General features: G+C 44.3%; 14 protein-coding genes and 1 tRNA gene. 6 read left to right on the top strand and 9 right to left on the bottom strand.

All coding sequences use genetic code 11. From position 1 onward, the window contains the following. Nucleotides 1–57: 57 nt before the first annotated feature. The 6 genes from MIS45_RS02330 to MIS45_RS02305 form a co-directional block, all read right to left on the bottom strand. On the bottom strand, nt 58–612 hold the full coding sequence (locus MIS45_RS02330; RefSeq protein ID WP_249450876.1) for an RNA 2'-phosphotransferase: 555 nt from the start codon (nt 610–612) through the stop codon (nt 58–60). Between the two features lie 43 nt (nt 613–655). Then, entirely contained in the window at nt 656–1,315 is a 660-nt protein-coding gene (locus MIS45_RS02325; protein ID WP_249451321.1) for a metallophosphoesterase, read from the bottom strand. 1 nt (nt 1,316) lies between these two features. Beyond that, nucleotides 1,317–2,279 (bottom strand): hypothetical protein, encoded by a 963-nt coding sequence (locus tag MIS45_RS02320; protein ID WP_249450875.1) that lies wholly within the window; start codon nt 2,277–2,279, stop codon nt 1,317–1,319. Nucleotides 2,280–2,327: 48 nt separating this feature from the next. After that, nucleotides 2,328–3,809 carry an RNA ligase gene (locus MIS45_RS02315; RefSeq protein ID WP_249450874.1) on the bottom strand — a complete coding sequence of 494 codons (1,482 nt, stop codon included), beginning with the start codon at nt 3,807–3,809 and terminating at the stop codon, nt 2,328–2,330. Nucleotides 3,810–4,157: 348 nt separating this feature from the next. Further along, nucleotides 4,158–5,723, bottom strand: a complete 1,566-nt coding sequence (locus MIS45_RS02310) for an RNA-binding protein (RefSeq protein WP_249450873.1) — start codon at nt 5,721–5,723, stop codon at nt 4,158–4,160. Nucleotides 5,724–6,194: 471 nt separating this feature from the next. Further along, nucleotides 6,195–6,332: transfer RNA gene (locus MIS45_RS02305), tRNA-OTHER, on the bottom strand. A gap of 238 nt (nt 6,333–6,570) precedes the next feature. Between MIS45_RS02305 and rtcR the strand changes: the two genes are divergently transcribed. The 3 genes from rtcR to MIS45_RS02290 all read left to right on the top strand — a co-directional run bounded on the left by rtcR (nt 6,571) and on the right by MIS45_RS02290 (nt 8,877). Then, the gene (gene rtcR, locus MIS45_RS02300; RefSeq protein ID WP_249450872.1) at nt 6,571–8,178 is read left to right on the top strand and encodes an RNA repair transcriptional activator RtcR; all 1,608 of its coding nucleotides are present in this window, start codon (nt 6,571–6,573) and stop codon (nt 8,176–8,178) included. Nucleotides 8,179–8,268: 90 nt separating this feature from the next. Further along, the gene (locus MIS45_RS02295; RefSeq protein ID WP_249450871.1) at nt 8,269–8,493 is read left to right on the top strand and encodes a hypothetical protein; all 225 of its coding nucleotides are present in this window, start codon (nt 8,269–8,271) and stop codon (nt 8,491–8,493) included. A 12-nt stretch (nt 8,494–8,505) separates the two neighbouring features. Next, a complete protein-coding gene (locus MIS45_RS02290) occupies nt 8,506–8,877 on the top strand; it encodes an A1S_2505 family phage non-structural protein (RefSeq protein ID WP_249444450.1) in 372 nt (123 codons plus the stop codon). 16 nt (nt 8,878–8,893) lie between these two features. Here the strand turns inward: MIS45_RS02290 and MIS45_RS11310 are convergent, their stop codons facing one another. Next, on the bottom strand, nt 8,894–9,022 hold the full coding sequence (locus tag MIS45_RS11310) for a hypothetical protein (RefSeq protein WP_283397432.1): 129 nt from the start codon (nt 9,020–9,022) through the stop codon (nt 8,894–8,896). Nucleotides 9,023–9,105: 83 nt separating this feature from the next. On the opposite strand from MIS45_RS11310, the gene MIS45_RS02285 reads away from it, so the two are divergent. After that, nucleotides 9,106–9,954: a TIGR02452 family protein gene (locus MIS45_RS02285; protein WP_249450870.1), complete on the top strand. Its 849-nt coding sequence runs from the start codon at nt 9,106–9,108 to the stop codon at nt 9,952–9,954. Between the two features lie 49 nt (nt 9,955–10,003). On the opposite strand, the gene MIS45_RS02280 is transcribed toward MIS45_RS02285, so the two are convergent. Then, a complete protein-coding gene (locus tag MIS45_RS02280) occupies nt 10,004–11,605 on the bottom strand; it encodes a peptide chain release factor 3 (protein ID WP_249450869.1) in 1,602 nt (533 codons plus the stop codon). A 375-nt stretch (nt 11,606–11,980) separates the two neighbouring features. On the opposite strand from MIS45_RS02280, the gene MIS45_RS02275 reads away from it, so the two are divergent. Both MIS45_RS02275 and dnaE read left to right on the top strand, forming a co-directional pair. After that, complete coding sequence (locus MIS45_RS02275; RefSeq protein WP_249443045.1) at nt 11,981–12,190, top strand: ATP-dependent DNA helicase RuvA; 210 nt, start codon at nt 11,981–11,983, stop codon at nt 12,188–12,190. Between the two features lie 101 nt (nt 12,191–12,291). Then, nucleotides 12,292–15,729: a DNA polymerase III subunit alpha gene (dnaE, locus tag MIS45_RS02270; RefSeq protein WP_249450868.1), complete on the top strand. Its 3,438-nt coding sequence runs from the start codon at nt 12,292–12,294 to the stop codon at nt 15,727–15,729. Between the two features lie 95 nt (nt 15,730–15,824). On the opposite strand, the gene MIS45_RS02265 is transcribed toward dnaE, so the two are convergent. After that, complete coding sequence (locus MIS45_RS02265) at nt 15,825–16,247, bottom strand: F0F1 ATP synthase subunit epsilon (protein ID WP_249450867.1); 423 nt, start codon at nt 16,245–16,247, stop codon at nt 15,825–15,827. Between the last annotated feature and the right edge of the window lie 6 nt (nt 16,248–16,253).

Genomic DNA, 16,253 nt, shown 5'->3' with positions numbered 1-16,253 from the left:
TGTTTTTGAATTTTCAGGCTGCCTGAAAATCTTTATTTTCAATGATTTGATGCAAAATTATTGTTTGCTGTCTAGGTGTTGCAAAAATTCAGCCGGCACTTTTTCTGTCAGCCAAACGCCATTATCACTCAAATAAAATTCATATCCCGCTTCACACATCGCTGCCGCATTCACGCGCAAAATCACAGGCACGCCGTGGCGCATTCCCACCGCTTTGGCGGTTGCCACGTCTGCCGACAAATGCACATGATGACGGCTGCCTGAAATCAAGCCTTGTGCCCAAATGCTTTGCAAAAAGCGTGTTGCCGTGCCGTGATACAAAACATCGGGTGGCTGAACGGCTTGATGTTGGATATTAACCTGTTTGGTGGAATGTCCTTGCGCGGCGCGAATTTGTTTGCCATCTTCCGAAATGGTAAAACGTTTTTTATTATTGGTTTCAACCACTTCCATTAGCAAAGAACGCGAAATATGTCGTCCATGCCGTTGCGCTTGTGCCAACAAAATATCAATGTCCACCCAACCATCTTGATTGAGCATGATACCAATGCTTTCAGGATGATGGCGCAAAATATAGCTTAAAAATTTACTGGTTTCGGTTAGCTTGTTCATTATTTTATTATTTTCAATCAGTTATTCCAAATCATACAATCCTTTAAGGATTATTTCTCTTTAAAATCACACGCAATTTCCGCGCATTTTCCGCCACATCTGCCACAGGAAAATCCCCTGATTTGTCGCCAAAATGCGAAGTCATCGGCAAATCACGCAATAAATCATCCACATCTTGCGCCGTCAAAAAGCGACCGTGCAAATCCCAACCCACATTCAACACGCGCCCACGCAACGCCGCCACGCGGTCATGAATATGCCCGTGCAAATGATACCAACCCTTGTGGCAGCCGTCCCATTCCAAAATCGGATAATGAAACAAAATCAAAGTATTATTGATTTCAGGCAGCCTTAATTTCAAATAATCCTGCGCGGACGACAACATCGGCAAACCGTCATGTTTCGTTTGATTGAGCAGACGGTCAATGTGCTGACGGATTTGCCCGTCATGGTTGCCGTAAATCAGATGATGCGTGCCGTTCAAACGAGATAATACGCGCTCCAACTGTTTGAAATCATGTGAGAAAGATAAATCGCCCAAATTGTAAACCACGTCTTCGGGCGACACGGTTTCGTTCCAACGCGCAATCAAAAATTCGTCCAATTCCGCCACATTGTGGGCGTTTGGGCGAAAAGTGGGGCAGAATTTCACAATGTTTTGATGTGAAAAATGCCAATCCGATGTAAAGAAAATTTTTGCCATTTTATTCATCACTTAATTTTTCTATTAAATAAAAACAAGAACCACAAAATGGTGCACATTCTAGTTCACTTGCACTAATAGAATTACCGCAATTTTGACAAATATCTTTTATTTTTGTATCGCAGTGGTAACAAAATTTTTCAATGTAGTCATATTTACCACCACATTCAGGACAATCTACGACAGGCTCTTCTCCACCATATTTAATACAATCCCACCATTCGGATTTGTACTTTTTATCTAAACATTCCTCAATCAAATCATTATAATCCCATTCTTTATTACAAGATTTGCAAATGTAATTTATACAGTCAGCACCGGTATCTTCATCATTACTAGGAATAATTAAACTATAACCGCATTCAGAGCAAGTATGATTAGAAATAGTTTCAAGAATTTTATTATTATAAAAAGTTAATTTTTTTAATTGAGTAAGACAAAATTCTTTTTCTTGCTCATAAACATCTTGAATAAGTAATAATTTTCTCCATGTTTCATGATGAAATAAATTCTCAGGCTGCTCGTTCAGATGGCTATGAATAAAATAATTTATAATTGGAAATACTCGGGCAATCATTTCTTGCACAGTTTCTATACTTTGAGTACTGTGATAATGCTCAATATTATTTCTATATTCATTGACTTTATCCAAAGTAGTCCAGTCAATATGTATATTTAAAGATTTAAATCTATCTTTAATGCCCTGAACATCAACAGTTTTTTTGCCCTCTCCTTTCCAAATGAGATTTTCATCTTCCAATATTGGCATAATTCTTTGTTTAATTAAAACTTCATCTGAATTTACAGGGCTTAATTCAACCAATTTATATTTAAATAACAATAAAATACCTGCAAAAATATTTCTTGTGCATGAAATAATTCTTCGCTCATCTTGTTTACTGAATTCAAAATCTTCTACGCCAATTTCAATAGAATTGATGGCATTTTTTAATAAATTATCCATAATATTTCCTCTCATTTAAAGTTTTTCAGGCAGCTTGAAAACACAAATTTAAACCGAATTTCTCAAAAAATCCTGAATAAACGCAATCTTATCCAATTCCGCCAATTCATTGAAAACCACTTTATTTTCAGCCAGATAATCTGCCAAAGGATAAAATTCCTCGTCCAACTGCCGCTTATCCAATTTGCGCCCCAAATTCGCCGCCGAACTGCGCCCAAAAAACTTGGACACCAAATAATAAGGCGATTTCAGCTTAAACAACATTTCCTCCCTTGCCGCGTCAAACACCATAAAGCCCTCGTGTTCCACCGTTTTCAGCAGCGATTTCAATTCGCCAAACGCCATATTTTCAATGATTTGCGGACGCGCCACGCCAAAACGCGCCGCGACTTCGTCCAATTCACGCTCACGCCATTGTCGCCCAGTCGCCACCTCAATCACGCCAATCAGCGTTTCGCCAAATTGTTCGCGGATAATATGCACATCGCTCGGGTCGGTAACTTCAAACAAAAATGTGTGATTGGGGTAAGCTGCAAACATATTTTCATATTGAGAACAATGGTTTCGCACCATTTTGGCAAAATCGCTGTCCAGCGAACCCGTTGTGGAAAACAGCGTTTGCCCGTCAAAAGCCGCGCCAAAACTGGGGTGGTTTTCAGGCAGCCGAACATGGGTGCAGCAGCCCAAAAAGCCGTTCACTTTCACCACCGCATTCACGCGATGATTATCCGCAATTTCAATGGGATATTTGCTGTTCCGCGCCACACGTTCTGAATAATTGAACACTTTTTTAAACGGGCGCACAATGATTTTGCCAAATTTATCAATAATTAAGCCGCGCATTTCCAGCAAAGCATCATCAAAACGGTTTTCGTAAAACACTTGGCGGCGGTATTTCAACACGCGCAATTCGGGGAACAAGCGTGAATTTTTTGCCGTGAAATTGCGTTGCCCGTGTTGCAAATATCTTTGCGTAACAAAGGTTTGCTGTTCCGCATCAAAATCCAAAGGCTGGCTGCGGAAAGTCGCCATTTCGTCCAAAATCGCCTGTTGCGTGGCAGAAATCGGGCGCGCGGCTGGCACATGAATTTCGCCTTTCACACGATTTTCATTCAAACGCTGATATGCCGCCAAAACTTCGCTTTCAGGCACATTGTGGGCATTCGGATAAAAATTGTGCAAACGATAAACTTCTGTTTCAAAATGGTTTTTCCGTGCCAAATCCAGCAGCGCACGGCAGGCATTCGCCTTTTGATTGGTGTTGGAATTGATGATTAAAATGTCGGTGTGGCGATGTTGCTGCCCGAATTTCAGCGCGTTTTTGAAAGTCGCCGTGCCTTTTTGGATTGCTTTTTCAACGGCTTCGGGCGACCAACGATAAACGCCATGTTCATCGGTCAATTCCTTATCGTTTTCAATATGATGGATAATGGCTTGCGGATAATCACGTTGAAATTGCGCGATTTTTTCGGCGGCAAATGTGGATTTGCCTGAACCTTGATGTCCGCGTAAAAGTATGAATTTTTGCATGATTTTGTCTTTCTTTTTTGGTTTCAGGCTGCCTGAAAATATATATTAAAAAATTATTCTCGTAGGTCGGGCATTTATGCCCGACATGATTTATAAGCGTTGCGTCGGGCATAAATGCCCGACCTACGGGTTGCCGTGTAATTTAGATGCCGTCTGAAAAACATTTCCCACTAAATTAAATTGATAATTTAATTTCAGGCAGCCTAAAAATATATTAAAAAATTATTCTTGTAGGTCGGGCATTTATGCCCGACACAATGCGCCAAGAATCATGTCGGACGTCAATGCCCGACCGACGGATTGCCGTGTAATTAAATGCCGTCTGAAAAATATTTTTCACAAAATAATTTACAACTCAATCGCTTGAATTTGCTTCACCCACGCATCGCCATGCAAACCCTGTTCCGCAAACGCCCCAATCACGCCAAAAACATGGTCGCTAAACCCGCCAATATTCAAAATATCGTCCCGATTTTGCGCTTGCGTGGTCGCGTTGGGCTGAATGTCCAAACAAACCAATTTGGCATTCGGGCAACGCTGTTTCAACTTATCCCATTCTTTTTGCAGGGAAGTTTTGCTACCAAAACGCTGTTCGCGGTCAGCCCAACTTTCGTTGTCGGACACCATAATCAACAAATCCACATGGGCTTTTTCCGCGTTCAATTTGGCGAGCGGTGCGCTGCAAGTCGTGCCACCACCACCGATTCTTGCCAATTTTTCCGCGTTGGTCATGATGCTGTCGCGCGGATTGATTTTCACGCCTACCACGATGTTTTCAAAGGGTAAAATGCGCGCTTTCGGATTTTGGCGCAACACGGCTGCCGACACCAAAGCCGCCACGTCTATGCAGCGTGTTTTGCTGGTCGCGCTGCCACGATAGCCAGTCGCAGGGCTTTGCATGGAACCCGATACATCGGGGCAGACCACAATATTTCCTTTAAAAACAGGTACATTTTCTACCGCATATTCCATTGCGTCTTGCAAAGCATTGCTGATGCTATTTGGCAAATTATAGGCAGCCTGAAACGCTGTCAAAAGCTGATACGGCAAAACACGTGATTTGGCAACCGCTTGTTTATCCGAAATTTTTTCTGCGATGGCGCGAATGTTTTTGCTTTTGGCAAACACGCCATGTCTTTGAAATGTATTCAAACTTTGGCGAACTTGTTGCCACGAACCGTTCAGCGCGATTTGCGTCCACGCTCCCGTGTCCAAATCCAAAGACGTGAGCATTTGAAACGGCACATCGGGCAATTTACCTGTGCGATTTTGTTTATACAATTCAAAAGATTGCGTAATCGGTGGCAAATCATCAAAACGGTATTCGCGCCCAATCAACCACGCAAACCATGCCGCTTGCCACGCTTCACGCGGTTTGGGGTGTACCATTTTGACCACGTCCGCCAACGATGGCGCGTTGCCGATTGCCGCGTTAAGCAGTTGTTTTTCATTGGCATTGAGCAACCAATTTTGTACCAATTTTTTCGGGCGCGTTCCCAGCGATTGGCGTCCAGTCGCGCCACTTCGCAACATTTGCACGAAGTTACGCAACATTTTGCCGTTGTCAATCACGCGCTCAAAAATTTGGGCGCACAATGCCACATCTTTTTGCGCCAAAATCGCCAATAAAAACGCGGGCATGTCTTTCATCGCGCCTTTTTCGCGGGCATAAATGGCGGTTTGGGCGATGAATTTGGGGGAAACTTGTTCGCATAATTGGCGGACTTGGTCTAATTGTTCGGCGGCGTTGGCGTAATAAGTGTTGTTAAAACAGCCAGTTGTGGCGAATTGCGCCAGCGCGTGTTCGGGCGAGAATGCGTAGGCGATGCCGCCTGCTTGGTTGTGGGTGTTGGTGGCGTTTTCGTTGTTTTTATTTTTATGAAACAAGGTGTTGAATATGTTTTTGTTTGCCATAATGTTTTTCCTTTATGCAATAAAAAGGCTGCCTGAAACAAAGGTTTTCAGGCAGCCTTAAAAATGGGTGGGCGACTAGGTTCTCAACAAGATGACGATTTGAGATGTAATCCTGTTGGCATTCGCCCGTAAAAGGGGTGGCGACTAAAATGTGCAAGATAATTTCTCCAATCAAAATGTAATCTTACACGCATTCGCCAGAAACTGAATTATCCTTGTTAATCAAAAACCTGTCAATATTTGCCTGAAAATCATCGGCAGGCTGCCTGAAAAAATTGGGCGACCAAATTTATCGGTTGAAAAACTGAGCTATACCAAAACGGCATTGGGATTTGAACCCAAGACACACAACTCGCGTTGCTGCTCTACCTGTAAACCGACAAGCATGCGCCCGAAAAAGGTGGGGCGTGGCGACCACATTGCAGAAATATTTCCCTTGCTCTAACCGATTGAGCTACTTTGCCATCGTCTAGGCAAAGGGCGGACTTGAACCGCCAACCTTTGGATTAACTGTAATTTCTGCGACATTCGCCTAGCCCCGAAACTGGGGCGCAACCCACAACTAAATTGAAGAAATGTTTCGCGCTCTACCTTCTGAGCTACTCTGCCATCGTTGGCGGCAGAGACGGGACTCGAACCCGCGACAACGAGCTTCGTAGGCTGTAATTCCTTCGGCATTTGTGTGTTGCGTTGATAAAGTAATTGCAAAGTGCGTGCCAATTGTTTTTCAGGCTGCCTAAAATGTTTTCAAAATATTGATTTTAAATAAAATAAAAATTTTCAGGCGGCCTGAACGGTTTTGCGTTATCATAGAAAATATATAAAATAAGATAGGAAAAATAGCTAAATGGATAGGAAGAATGTGGTCATTAGTTTTTTGGGAACGGTATTGGACGCGGTGCAAAGTCGTGGCGATGGACGTTGGCGCAAATGGCGACCGAATATCGCCATGAATCAACGCGATGATTTGACCATTCATCGTATGGAATTGTTTATACAGGAAAAATTCTTGGGTTTAGCCAATCAAGTCAAGGCAGATATTCAACAGGTTTCGCCTGATACGGAAGTGAATTTTGTGCCGTTGGAATTAGCCAATCCTTGGGATTTCAGTGAAGTTTATACGGTTTTGCATGATTGGGTTGCACAATATCATTTTGATTTGGATAAGGAAAATTATTTAACCCACATCACAACTGGCACGCATGTGGCACAAATTTGCTTGTTTTTATTGGTGGAAAGTCGCCAAATTCCATCGGTTTTATTGCAAACTTCGCCGCCGAAAAATCAAAACAAAAGCATGATGACAGGCGATGTGGGTTCCATTGAAATCATTGATTTGGATTTGGCGCGTTACGATGTGTTGGCGCAACGTTTGGCGGCGGTGCGCGACAATGCGCTTTTGTATTTAAAAAGCGGTATTGCCACAAAAAATCAACGTTTTAATAAAATGATTGCCGAAATTGAACAAGTCGCATTAAATTCACCATCGCCGATTTTATTGAGTGGCGCGACTGGCGCGGGCAAATCCATGTTGGCGCGGCGAATTTACGAATTAAAAAAGGCTAGGCATTTGATTTCAGGGCATTTTGTGGACGTGAATTGTGCGGTTTTGCGGGGCGATGGTGCGGCTTCGGCTTTGTTTGGACACAAAAAAGGCGCGTTCACGGGCGCGGCAGACAAACGCGATGGCTGGCTGAAAACCGCCGACAAAGGCGTGTTGTTTTTGGACGAGATTGGCGAATTGGGTTTGGACGAACAGGCGATGTTGCTCAAAGCCATTGAAGAAAAACGGTTTTATCCTGTGGGCAGCGACAGCGAAACGTCCAGTTCGTTTCAATTGATTGCGGGTACGAATCGGGATTTGCGCCATGAAGTGCGGGCTGGGCGATTTCGGGAAGATTTGTTTGCGCGGATTAATGTGTGGCATTATGAATTGCCGAGTTTGGCGGAACGGCGCGAGGACATTGAGCCGAATATGGCGCACCAATTGGCGTTGGCTTCGCAGGAATTGGGGCGAGCCACGCGCTTTAATCGGGAAGCGCAGGCGGCGTATTTGGATTTTGCGCTTTCGGAACAAGCACTTTGGCGCGGTAATTTTCGGGATTTGGCGGCGAGCATTATGCGTTTGGCGACACTTGCGCCAGAAGGTCGGATTTCGCGTGATTTGGTTTTGGCGGAAATTGAGCGTTTGAAATATTTATGGCAAGATACTGATTTATTAGATAAAAATACTTTCAGGCTGCCTGAAAAATTGGATTTAGACAAATTAGATGAATTTGACAAAATGCAATTGGAAAATGTGATTTCGGTGTGTCGTCAGCATAAAAATTTGGCTTCGGCGGGGCGAGCCTTGTTTAATGTATCGCGTTTGGCAAAAGACCACCCCAATGACAGCGATAGATTGCGGAAATATTTGGCGAAATTTGGGTTGAGTTGGCAAGATGTGATGGGGTAAATTGGGATTTTAGGTAGCCTGAACATCGCGCAGGCTTGGGAACAGGCGCATGAAGCCTTTGCCGACAATCCCTTTTTGACGGTTCAGCCGATGGCGTTGGCGCAAGTCAATTTATGGCGCGATGGCGAAACGTGGGCGTTGAGCGATGGTGCAACCATGTTGCCGCTTGAATTGACCGAAACGCAACTTCGCTGCGTGTTGGCGCACACGGCTGGCGCGGATTTTATGGCGTTTGTGTTGCGCGATTTTGAGTTTGGCGAAACGCGATTGTTGGCGGTGCAGAATGGTTCAGGCAGCCTGAATATTGTTTTGTAAAAGGAAAATAATATGACACATCAAATACAAGCTGGCGAAATTTTCGTATTTGGTTCAAATACAACTGGCAGACATGGCAAAGGCGCAGCCTTAACCGCAAAATTGCATTTTGGCGCAAAACAAGGACAAGGCGTGGGATTGGAAGGACAATCCTATGCCATTCCCACGAAAAATGGGCGTTTACAGACTTTGCCGTTAAGCAAAATTGAACAATATGTCAATGATTTTATTCAATTTGCCAATCAACATCACGAATTAAAATTTTTTGTAACCGCAATCGGAACAGGTTTAGCAGGATACAAGCATGAACAAATCGCGCCCATGTTTGCGAATGCACCTGCAAATTGCAGATTGCCACCAGAATGGATTGAAATTTTAAGTTAATCGCGTAGGGTGCACCCTACAAACTTTTCAGGCTGCCTGAAAATACACGATTTGCGTAGGCTGGCGGTAAATGAAGCGTAGCGGAATGCACCCCAGCACCGCCAGCGCGTTGAAAAGCTGGGGTGCGTGTTGCTCGGGGCGACACTTACCGCCAGCCTATGTCCCGACAAATTATTGTGTTAAATGAAAATTAAATGATTGAAATAATTTAAAATATAGAAAATAAAAATGAACGAAATCCAAAAATTAAGTACCAAACAAATTGCCGAACAAGCATTAGCCATCAGTCAAACAGGCATTTTACCCAATCCCCACAAGCAAATTGATTTTAGCGACAAACAACGTCTTGCCGAAAACCAAACCCAATTATATCGCCCCCAAGAATTAGCCGATTTGTACGCCCATGACCGCGAAATCGGCACAAGCAAAATCAACATCAGCGTAACGCGTGAAAGTACGCAACAAGCCGCCTATCGTTTGGTTGTGGAAGAACAAAAAGCCCATGTGTGTTTGCTCAATTTTGCGTCTGCGAAAAATGCAGGTGGTGGTTTTTTGAGTGGCGCGAAAGCCCAAGAAGAAGATTTATGCCGTTCATCGGGTTTGTATTTATGCCAATTAAGGCAGCCTGAATATTACGAAATCAACCGCAAAAACAAATCCATGCTCTACACCGACCACATGATTTATTCGCCCAATGTGCCGTTTTTTCGGATAAATAAGGAAAATTTGTTGGACGATGTGTTTTTGTGTTCCGTGATTACCGCGCCTGCGCCGAATGCGGGCGTGCATTTACAACGTTGCCCGAATGATGAAAACGCGATTACAGAAACACTCATTCGCCGAACAAATTATGTTTTGAGCATTGCCAAACAGCAAGGGCATAAAATTTTGGTGTTGGGCGCGTGGGGTTGTGGCGTGTTTCGCAATGACCCTGTGCAAGTGGCAAAAGTATTTGATGATTGTTTGAAACAAGACAAATTTGCGAATGCGTTTGATGAAATTGTGTTTGCGATTTACGATAGCAGTAAGACATTGAAAGTTTTGACAGCTTTTGAAAATCAGTTTAAGCAAAAATAAAATATTCAGGCAGCCTGAAAATTTCAAACCTTTCAGGCTGCCTGAAAAATCAATCATTCAAATTAACCGAATGCTCGCGCGTTTCATGGAACACAATGTCTTTCCAACGCTCTTGGGTCAAATTCAAATTCACGCGATTGGGCGCGAGATACGCCAAATTACCACCCGCATCAATCGCCAAATTTGCCGCATTTGCCTTTTCAAATTCCGCCAATTTCTTGCGGTCATCGCAGGAAACCCAACGCGCCGACCACACCGACACATTGTCAAACACCGCTTCCACGCCATATTCCGCTGCCAAACGCGATGTAACCACTTCAAATTGCAACACGCCCACCGCGCCCAAAATCAAATCCGCGCCCGAATGCGGTTTGAACACCTGCACCGCACCTTCTTCGCCCAACTGTTGCAAGCCTTTTTGCAACTGTTTCATTTTAAGCGGATTTTTAATGCGAACGCTGCGGAACAATTCAGGCGCAAAAAACGGAATGCCCGTAAACGCCAACTGCTCGCCTTCGGAAAAACTGTCGCCAATCTGAATGTTGCCGTGATTGGGAATGCCGATGATGTCGCCCGCGTAGGCTTCTTCCGCCAACTCGCGCTCGTGCGACATGAAGGTAACCACGCTGCTGGCTGAAATCTCGCGGTTAATGCGTAAGTGCTTGATTTTCATACCGCGTTCAAATTTGCCCGAACACACGCGCAAAAAGGCAATGCGGTCGCGGTGTTTGGGGTCCATATTCGCTTGAATTTTAAAGATAAAACCTGAAAATTTCGGTTCTTCGGGTTGCACATCGCGCACGGTAGCATGACGCGGTTTCGGTGCGGGCGCCCAGTCAATCAGCGAATTCAAAATTTCTTGCACGCCAAAATTGTTAATCGCTGAACCGAAAAACACAGGGGTCAGGCTGCCTGAAAGAAATTCTTCCAAATCAAATTCATTGGACGCGGCTTGCACCAACTCAATTTCATCACGAAGTTGTTGAATTTCCAATGGAAAGCGTTTTGCCAATTCAGGATTATCAATGCCTTTGATGATGTCAAATTCGTGCGGCAATTTCTCGCCACCTGCTTCAAACAGGTAAATTTCATCGTTCAAAATGTGGTAAACGCCTTTGAAATTTTTGCCCATGCCAATCGGCCAAGTAACTGGCGCACAACGGATTTTCAAAATGTTTTCCACTTCGTCCAGCAATTCCAAGCTGTCGCGCACTTCGCGGTCGTATTTGTTCATAAACGTAACGATGGGCGTGTTACGCATACGGCAGACGTTGAGCAATTTAATCGTTTGCGCTTCCACACCTTTTGCCGCGTCAATGACCATTAACGCGCTGTCCACAGCCGTCAAAACGCGGTAGGTGTCTTCGGAAAAGTCTTGGTGTCCAGGGGTGTCCAGCAGATTGACGGTGTGGTCTTTGTATTCAAATTGCATGACGCTGGACGCGACCGAAATGCCGCGTTGCTGCTCAATTTCCATCCAGTCGGACGTGGCGAATTTGCCTGTTTTTTTGCCTTTTACCGTGCCTGCGCTTTGGATTGCACCTGAAAACAGCAACAGTTTTTCCGTCAGCGTGGTTTTACCTGCGTCAGGGTGGGAAATGATGGCGAAAGTGCGGCGTTTATTGACAAATTCTCGTAATTCTTGGGACATGATTTTTCTCTCAAAATTCAAAATAAGGTTCAGGCAGCCTGAAAACGATTTGGCGTTTCAGGCTGCCTGAAAAATGGCTAATGGGGCGTATTATAAATGTTTTTAGATAGTAAGGCAGCCTGAAAAATGTTTTCAGGCTGCCTTACGCATTTTATTTGCGACTTTTGAGAATTTTATAATTTAAAGGTTTACGGTTACACAACATTTCTTGTTCTAACTGCTCAAATGGCAGCCTGAAAATTCAGGATGTTATTCGGTATATTTTTTCCTATTTTTCAAGATACAGCACTTTTCAGGCTGCATTTTACTTGTGTATTTCAAATAAAAACAATATGATGACACATTCTTTGGTAAGTATAACAAGAAGGATAAAAAATGGCTGTTTTGATTGAGTTGGTCAATGTACACAATCACCGCATTTACTTGAATACCGATTGTATCCGCCGCGTAGAGCCACATAACGAAGAACCACCCACTAGTATGATTGTTTATACAGCAGGCGATGGCGAACGTTTGTTTGAAGTAGAAGGCTATATGGACGAAGTTGCCGAATTTCTGAATCAAAAATTGCGTGAAAATAGTTAATGCAAAAGGCAGCCTGAAAAGCATTTTTCAGGCTGCCTTTTATGCTTGCATGATAAAATAAGCCCCATTTTATTTCATATGCAAAAAAGCAGCCTGAAACCATGTATATTCCCCTGCGTAATCACTCCGAATTTTCTATCACAGACGGCATTATCCGCATCAAAGAACTGGTAAAACACGCCGCCAGTCTCAACATCCCTGCCCTTGCGCTAACCGATTTGATGAACGAATTTGGTCTCATCAAATTCTACAAAGCCTGTCGCGCAGCAGGCATTAAACCGATTATTGGTGCAGATGTTCGCATAGAAAACAAAGAACAGCCTGAAAATCCTTATCGCGCCATATTATTGGTACGCAATGGACAGGGTTACACGCGCCTAAACGAATTGCTGACCTATGCACACGAACACGAAGACCGCCATTTGTCGCTGCCCCAATTCAATGAAAATTGGTTAAGCAATGGCGATAATAGCGGATTATTGTGTTTATCGGGCGCACAAATGGGCGAAGTGGGACAACATATTTTAAACGGCAATACCGAACAAGCGCGTATTGCCGCACAAAAATATGCCGCATGGTTTCCCGATGCATTTTATTTGGAATTACAAAGGCTGCCTGAAAAACCCGAATGGGAAACCTGTGTTTCAGGCTGCCTTCAATTAGCCGCCGAATTGGATTTGCCCGTTGTTGCCACGCATCCAACCCAATTTTTAACAGCCGATGATTACAAAGCCCACGATGCGCGTGTGTGCATCGCAGGTGGCTGGGTATTGGCAGACAAAAAACGTCCGCACGATTTTGAAACCAGTCAATATTTTCTCTCGCCAGACGAAATGGCGCAGCGTTTTGCCGATATTCCCGAAGCATTAGCCAATACCGAAGAAATCGCCAAACGCTGCAATCTCACACTCACGCTGGGCAAAAATTTCCTGCCCGATTTTCCCACGCCCAATGGCATGGATTTAAACGATTATTTGACCCATTTGGCAAATGAAGGCTTACAAGAACGCATGGCAATGCTGTATCCCGATGCAGCCGTTCGTGCGGAAAAAATGCCTGAATATCAATCACGTTTGGATTTTGAATTGGATACGATTATCCAAATGGGGTTTCCAGGTTATTTTCTCATCGTACAAGACTTCATCAACTGGGCAAAACAGAATGGCTGTCCTGTTGGGCCAGGGCGTGGTTCGGGAGCAGGTTCGCTGGTGGCGTATTCGCTGAAAATTACCGACCTTGACCCACTCAAATACGCGCTGCTGTTTGAACGATTTTTGAATCCCGAACGCGTCTCCATGCCCGACTTTGATATTGACTTCTGCCAAGCCAATCGCGGGCGCGTGATTGAATATGTGCGCGAAAAATACGGCAAAGAAGCGGTTAGCCAAATCGTTACTTTTGGTACCTTGTCGTCCAAAGCCGTGATTCGCGATGTGGGGCGCGTCTTGCAACTGCCGTTTGGTTTGTGCGACCGTTTGTCCAAATTGATTCCAATAGAAGCCAATAAACCTGTGCATTTGGCAAAAGCATTGGAAGTAGAACCCGAAATCCGTCAAATTCTGGACGCAGAAGAAGCGTGGGAATTGATGGATTTGGCGATGAAATTGGAAGATTTAACGCGCAACTTGGGTATGCACGCAGGTGGCGTGTTGATTGCCCCCGGTAAAATTTCCGATTTTTGTGGCGTGTATCAAGCCGATGAGAATGCTTCGCCTGTTTCCATGTACGACAAGGGCGATGTGGAAGATATTGGCTTGGTTAAATTTGACTTTTTGGGTTTACGCAATCTGACCATTATTGAAATGGCGCAAAACTTCATCAAGCAAACAACAGGCAAACACATTGATGTTAATGATATAAACATTGCGCCTTTGGACGACCAAGCCGCGTATCAAATTTTCCGTGATGCCAATACTACTGCCGTCTTCCAGTTTGAATCGGCTGGCATGAAAAAAATGTTGATGACGGCGCACACCACCAAATTTGAAGAGCTGATTGCGTTTGTGTCGCTGTATCGCCCCGGTCCAATGGAAAATATTCCCGATTTTGTGGTGCGTATGAAAGGCGCAAAATTTGAATATTTACATCCTTTGCTGGAACCTGTTTTAGAGCCGACTTACGGCATTATGGTGTATCAAGAACAAGTGATGCAGGCTGCTCAAGTGATTGGGGGTTATTCACTGGGTGGCGCAGATTTATTGCGCCGTGCAATGGGTAAGAAAAAACCCGAAGAAATGGTCAAACACCGCGAAATCTTTGCCGAAGGTGCAGCAAAACAAGGCATTACTCGCGAAAAAGCCGATGAAATTTTTGACTATATGGAAAAATTCGCAGGCTACGGTTTCAATAAATCGCACGCGGCGGCTTATGCCTATGTATCGTTTCAGACTGCATGGCTCAAAGCACATTATCCTGCCGAATTTATGGCGGCAACCATGTCCAGCGAGTTGGATAATACCGACCAATTGAAAATATTTTACGATGACGCCAAAGACAACGGCATCACATTTCTACCACCTGATGTGAATGAATCGTTTTACCGTTTTATGCCCAATGCCAATAAACAAATTCGCTACGCATTAGGTGCGATTAAAGGCACGGGCGAAGCGGCGGTACAATCTATTGTCGCGGCGCGTGAATCGGGCGGAAATTTCAAAAATCTGTTTGATTTCTGCGAACGCGTGGGCAAACAACACATCAATCGCCGCACCATTGAAGCTTTGATTCGTGGCGGTGCTTTTGACAGCATTGAACCCAATCGAGCGATGTTATTGGCAAATGTGGAATTAGCGTTACAAAGTGCAGAACAAAAATCCAATCATGCCAATCAGGGCGGTTTATTTGATATGTTTGATGATGCGATTGATGACATTCAAATGCAGCCTGAAAACGCGTGGGACGAAGCCACACAGTTGGCAGAAGAAAAAACTGTCATCGGTTTTTATTTGAGTGGTCACCCTTTTTCGCCGTATGAAAAAGAAGTGCGTAAATATGCGCCAACCAAACTGGCGAGTTTACGCCCACAACAAAATTCTGTCTTGCTAGCTGGTTTTGCCACATCGGTACGCACGATTATGACCAAAAATGGCAAAATGGTGGCGATTTTATTGGAAGACACATCGGGTAAACAAGAAGTGATTGTGCGCGGCGAATTGGTGGATACTTTGCCACGCGAAGTATTGAAAGCCGACCAAGTATTATTGTGCCGCTGTCGTGTGCGTGAAGACACATTTAACGCCGAAGGTGGATTACGCATCAATGCTGATGATGTTTTTACAGCAGCTGATTTGCGTACCAAATTTGGCAGCAGCCTGAAATTGTATTTGCAACCTGAACACGATATACAAGCATTGGCAGATTTGCTGCGCCCTCATACCGAAGGCGAGCCACAAGATAAAGTTTCATTACGCTTGTTTTATCAAAATGCACAAGCCAAAGGCGAGTTGATACCCAGCGCAAATTGGCGTATTGTGCGGACACCCAAATTGATGAATGATTTGGTGGCATTATTGGGTGCGCGGGCAGTGGAAGTGGAATAATTGCAACCATCTTTTCAGGCTGCCTTTCAAGATTAGGCAGCCTGAAAACAAAAAAACGACTATTCATTTGAATAGTCGTTTTATTTTATATTTGCTTATTTTTTACGGTTACGCAAGTAATCCAAAGTCTTCAACTCTGCAATCGCCACTGCTAATGCAGCTTGTGCTTTTGCTTGCGATTCACCATCTTTTGCTTGCGACAAGCGATTTTCAGCAGCACGTTTAGCTTCTTCCGCACGAGCCTGATCCATCTCGGTACTGCGAACAGCAACGTCCGCCAATACCATGACTGAATCAGGCTGCACTTCCAAAATACCACCAGAAACCGCAACCAGCACTTCTTCAGTTGAATTTGGCACAGTCAAGCGCAATGCACCCGCACGCACCAAACTCATTACTGGCTCATGTCGCGGATAAATACCGAGTTCACCATTAACAGTTGGCACAACTACAAAGCTGGCTTCCCCAGAATAAATGCTTTCCTCGTTACTTACCACTTCAACGCGCATGACACTCATGCCAGT

This window comes from Wielerella bovis (genome assembly GCF_022354465.1).
Classification (GTDB): Bacteria; Pseudomonadota; Gammaproteobacteria; order Burkholderiales; family Neisseriaceae; genus Wielerella; species Wielerella bovis.
The sequence above is the reverse complement of the archived record's forward strand: the minus strand, read 5'-3'. Positions and strand labels throughout refer to the sequence as shown.

Bases quoted from the DNA above. Each gene is read 5' to 3' on its own strand.
- MIS45_RS02330 (WP_249450876.1), bottom strand. From the start codon at position 612: ATGAACAAGCTAACCGAAACCAGTAAATTTTTAAGCTATATTTTGCGC.
- MIS45_RS02320 (WP_249450875.1), bottom strand. From the start codon at position 2,279: ATGGATAATTTATTAAAAAATGCCATCAATTCTATTGAAATTGGCGTA.
- MIS45_RS02290 (WP_249444450.1), top strand. From the start codon at position 8,506: ATGACACATCAAATACAAGCTGGCGAAATTTTCGTATTTGGTTCAAAT.
- MIS45_RS02280 (WP_249450869.1), bottom strand. From the start codon at position 11,605: ATGTCCCAAGAATTACGAGAATTTGTCAATAAACGCCGCACTTTCGCC.
- MIS45_RS02325 (WP_249451321.1), bottom strand. From the start codon at position 1,315: ATGGCAAAAATTTTCTTTACATCGGATTGGCATTTTTCACATCAAAAC.
- MIS45_RS02310 (WP_249450873.1), bottom strand. From the start codon at position 5,723: ATGGCAAACAAAAACATATTCAACACCTTGTTTCATAAAAATAAAAAC.
- rtcR (WP_249450872.1), top strand. From the start codon at position 6,571: ATGGATAGGAAGAATGTGGTCATTAGTTTTTTGGGAACGGTATTGGAC.
- MIS45_RS02295 (WP_249450871.1), top strand. From the start codon at position 8,269: ATGGCGTTGGCGCAAGTCAATTTATGGCGCGATGGCGAAACGTGGGCG.
- MIS45_RS02315 (WP_249450874.1), bottom strand. From the start codon at position 3,809: ATGCAAAAATTCATACTTTTACGCGGACATCAAGGTTCAGGCAAATCC.
- dnaE (WP_249450868.1), top strand. From the start codon at position 12,292: ATGTATATTCCCCTGCGTAATCACTCCGAATTTTCTATCACAGACGGC.
- MIS45_RS02265 (WP_249450867.1), bottom strand. From the start codon at position 16,247: ATGAGTGTCATGCGCGTTGAAGTGGTAAGTAACGAGGAAAGCATTTAT.
- MIS45_RS02275 (WP_249443045.1), top strand. From the start codon at position 11,981: ATGGCTGTTTTGATTGAGTTGGTCAATGTACACAATCACCGCATTTAC.
- MIS45_RS02285 (WP_249450870.1), top strand. From the start codon at position 9,106: ATGAACGAAATCCAAAAATTAAGTACCAAACAAATTGCCGAACAAGCA.